General features: G+C 44.4%; 2 protein-coding genes. Both read right to left on the minus strand.

What is annotated here, in order from left to right:
* Positions 1-183: 183 nt before the first annotated feature.
* Positions 184-1,026, minus strand: a complete 843-nt coding sequence (locus J2T37_RS11410) for an alpha/beta hydrolase (protein ID WP_253355990.1) — start codon at positions 1,024-1,026, stop codon at positions 184-186.
* Positions 1,027-1,236: 210 nt separating this feature from the next.
* Positions 1,237-4,806, minus strand: a 3,570-nt coding sequence (locus tag J2T37_RS11415; RefSeq protein ID WP_301286389.1) for a beta strand repeat-containing protein, incomplete at its 5' end; no start/stop codon positions are given.

Genomic DNA, 4,806 nt, shown 5'->3' on the forward strand with positions numbered 1-4,806 from the left:
GGCGTTTTAACAACAGTGAAATAAAATCTCAAATTTCTATTTTGAAACAGTTAGTAAAAGGTAATTTGCTCTAATTATCTAGTACAGCCCCTAATATTAAACAATGCCAACATTTTTCTCCTCCTGATATAACCGCTTTTCTAATACGAGGCCGTCTGAATATTTCAGACGGCCTTTTATGCTTTATCTTTCCCTATTTTCCAATAATGAAAAATGCAAAAATTCAATAAAATGGTTCGCCCAATACATTTCATGATGGGTTTGGTTCGCCATAATCTTCAAGCGGATATTGTCCAAAGGATGTCCCGTGCGCAGCAAGGCTTGGTAATAATGCAAGGTGCAATCGATATAAGCCTGATTCATGTCGGAAATAAACATCGAATCTACTTCATCGCCCTCTTTCGTCCCCACTTGGATAAAAACGCGGGTATCCTGATAAATCGGGTTCTCATGCATATAAGCGATAAAATCCTGCTCGCTAAACCACGAAGCCAAAGAAAACACACCCAAATTGCCAAACACCTCAGGATAAGCCGCCCCCATATACGCCGTAATAATCCCGCCCATCGAGCTGCCGGCCAGCAAAGTATCGGCTTTGCCGCTTAAGGTACGGTAATGTTGGTCAATAAACGGTTTCACCGTATCCACCACCAATTGCCCGTAAGCCATCCCCATCCCGCCCGCCGCTTGCGCCAGATCCGGCGTTGAGCCGGTATCCGTTTGCCAAGGGCCGTATTCATCCAAGCGCCGCATACCGGCATTGTCGATACCGACAATAATCATTTTTGGCAACTCATGGTGCCGCTTGATGGTCGGAATAATTTTCCACGAATAGCCCGAAAAAGATTCCTTGCTGTAAAACACATTCTGCCCGTCATGCATATAAACCACGGGATAATGCCCCTTTTCCCGATAATAATCATGCGGCAGCAATACACGCACGCGCCTCATTTCATCGTAATAAGGAACATACAGATAATGCTCTTCCATTTTGAGGTAATTGTAATAGTGGTAGTCTTTTCGCATAGACACAATTTTTCCTAACCATTGCTTAGTGTTTCATTGGAAACAATTTTATCAGATTTCAACATCGCGCCAATATCTTCACAAACAAATTAGGCCGTCTGAAAAATATTCAGACGGCCTAAATAATAAAACAGGAACAAGCCGAGGCTTGTTCCTGTCATGACCTATCTCATACAAAGCAGGTTACCCTGCCCTGTATGCTAAGGTTTATCAATATACACTTACATCGGTATCGACATAAACAGTGTAAGTCGTGCTATCTACGGTATAGGTGTACTCGGTATAAGTCGTACCGTTAACAGTTGTTGTGTTGCCGGTTGAGCTGAAGCTATCCAAATCCAAGTCAACACTGTCACCGCTATCACCACTGATATACAACGTACCACCGTTGGCTGACACTGTAGTAGCATTCACGCCAGTCAAGGTATTATCGCCGCTACCAGTCAAGTCGATGTACTCGAAGTTAGTCACTTCAGACAAGCTGACGTTTTGGCCTGAGCCACTCAATACCAAGGTATCGGTACCTTCGCCGCCATCAACATTGTTCACAGTACCTGAGACAGTCAGGGTATCGTTACCAGCACCCATAGTAATGGTATTGCCACTACCAGAGCCGATATTGCCGTTAATAGTCAAACTATCATCGCCATCACCCATGCTAACTGTGCCATATTGCAGCAGGTTATTACCAATATTACCTGTAATAGTCACCGTATCGTTACCAGCGCCTGCTTCAATAATTGAACCGTTGCTGACATAACCAGTAATGGTCGCGGTATCATCCCCATCTCCCAAGGAAATGTAGCTATTGGTACCAACGTTACCACCAATCGTTACAGTATCAACACCTTCGCCTGTAGAGATTGTTGCATTGTACAAATACTCGCTGACAGTTACTGTGTCGTTACCTGAGCCTGTATCAATCGCAGCATCAGTTACATAACTACTTACGGACACAACGTCATTATCATCGCCAGTAGTAATAGTCGCGCCATTAGACACATAGGTACCAATGGTTACCGTATCATTACCTGCGCCGGTAGTCAACGTGGTGCTGTTCAGCGCATAAGTAGTGCTGACCGTATCATTACCATCACCGGTATCAATCGTACTGTTATATGAACTGTATGGTTCAGTAGATAAGTAGCGTCCGTTCAGATTAATCACATCATCGCCACTACCAGTACTGATAGTGCTACTAATAATGTAGGTACCTACGGTTACTGTATCTGCACCAGAGCCAGTAGTAATCGTGCTACTGCTGACATCTCCAGTCACATTGACAATATTATCGCCATCACCTAAATCAATATAGGTACTTGCACATACGCTACCACCTGCATTAATGGTATCGTTACCGGAACCCGCAGTAATAGTCGAGCCAGTAATATAGTATGACGAGCCTGATGTAGAAACATTCAAGACATTATCACCATCGCCCAAAGTAACAGTAGAACCTGCCAAGTTGGTTGCAATACTGATTGTGTCATTACCTGTTCCCGCAGTTACATTCGAGTTAGAGATGTAACCATCTGCAACAGTCAGGTTATTGTTACCATCACCCAAATCGAGATCTGAAGTCAAGACATATTCTGTTACATACAGACTGTCGTTGCCATCACCCATCGAAATAGTAGTTCTTCCCGAACCCGTCAAGCCTGATACATAGCCACCGACATAAATGTAATCATCACCACCATAAGTAGAAATGGTTGAATTGGTTACATCGTAGTTAGAGCCTGTACTGTCTGAGTAAACCGAACCACGGATAATAATAATTTCACTGTCATCGCTGGTTTGATAACCCAAAGAGCTATCGGTAGTCATATTAGTTTGACCAACTGTCGGAGCTGTATCGTTATAACCATTGTTGTAAATGGTTGTACCGGTGTAGGCAATCGTTACATTATCACTCATCATACCATTGGTAATATTATTCAACGACAAGATGTTGTAATAAGTAGTATTACCCGCCGCATCTACTGCATACAATGCTGCAGTATAGAATCCGGTTAAATCAACATTATCTAACGATAAGGTATAAGTACCATCAGAAGATACGGTTGTACTAACTATGTAAGTCGTGCCATCAGAAGTAGAGTACACTAGGTAAACCGTTGAACCGGCTTCCGCAGTGCCGCTAATTGCGCTAATAGTCGCTTCATCTGCATCAACGGTCAACGAAGTCACTGCGATTTCAACACTGGTATCCAATGTAATCGTTGCACTTGCGCCATCACCGGTTTCGGTACCGGAAGTACTGCTACTGGTTACTGTAGCCGTATAGGTATAAGTATCATCTGAAGACAGCGTATCATCAAAACTATAAACCGTATTGCCATCAGAGTCAGTAGTGGTCGTCGTTGTAGCTGTACTCAACACGTTGCCATCACTGTCATATGTAGTAGTCGTGCTAGAAGTAATCACAGCCACCACATAGCTAGTGCCATCTGAAGTTGTTGCGTAAACAGTCAAAGTCTCACTACTGCTCAAGGCATTAGCCAAGGCTACAGATACAGTCGGTGTACTATCATTGCTAGTTGTATCGCTGCTTGTACCACCGGAGTTTGCTCCATTGCTTGCTACATCACCGTCATAAGTGCTGGTGTTGGCAAGTGAAGAATAAACCGTTGTTGTACTGTTTGCTGCAGACAAGGTTTCATACAACTCTTCTACATCGGTCGTATCATCATCAGTTACCGTAATAGATACAATCTCGGTAATGCTTACTGACAATGTATCCGTATCAGTTGATGTTGCATCCTCACCATTGTTACCGGTGGTTTCTGCGTCAGCAGTAATCGTACCATTATCCAAGGTGCTGGCATCAATAGTCACGCTGTATGTGCCGTCTGAAGCCACGGTAGTGGTTGCAGTTACGGTTGTGCCATCGCTATCGGTCAAGGTTATAGTCACTGTTGCACCGGTTGCCACATCAGTAGTCGAACCGCTTACAGAAACCACACTGCTGCCATCCGTTACCGTAATGGTATCGTCAATCGCAGCGGTTACCTGATCAAGCTCAACAGTATCGGTATCGGTTACTGTTTCGCCATTATTATCAGTAGTCGCCGTATCAACGGTTACATCGCCATCAACCAAATCAGTGGTATCAACAGTTACCGCATAAGTGCCGTCACTTGCCACAGTTGCAGTAGCAGTAATGGTATTGCCTTCGCTGTCGGTCAAAGTCAACGTTACAGTACTACCTGCAGCCACGTCCGTAGTTGAACCGCTTACAGCCACATCCTTGTCATTATCAACCTCAGATGAGCCTGTTGTCGTCAATGTATCACCAGACGAATCAGTCATTTCTGCAGTATAGGTTACAGTACCATTATCCAGACTTGAAGCATTCATGGTCACGGAATATGTACCGTCAGAAGCAACAGTTGTTGTAGCTGTCACGCTGTTACCATCACTATCAGTCAAGGTCACAGTTACTGTAGCACCTGCAGAAACAGCTGTACTTTCACCAGTCACAGTAATTACTGTATAAGCGCCATAAGCATCAACCGTAGAATCTACTGCTCCTTCAACCTGGTCGATTTCAACAGTATCACTGTCAGTAACAGCATTGCCATTGTTATCGGTGGTCTCGGTATCTACAGTCACGGTGCCGTCTGTCAGATCAGAAGTATCGGCAGTCACTGAGTAAGTGCCGTCTGAAGCCACGGTAGTGGTTGCAGTCACGGTATTGCCTTCGCTGTCGGTCACGGTCACGGTGACAGTCGTACCGGCCGCTACGTCAGTGGTGCTACCAGTAACAGTTACAGAGTC

Source organism: Neisseria perflava, from assembly GCF_024170405.1.
Taxonomy (GTDB): domain Bacteria; phylum Pseudomonadota; class Gammaproteobacteria; order Burkholderiales; family Neisseriaceae; genus Neisseria; species Neisseria perflava_B.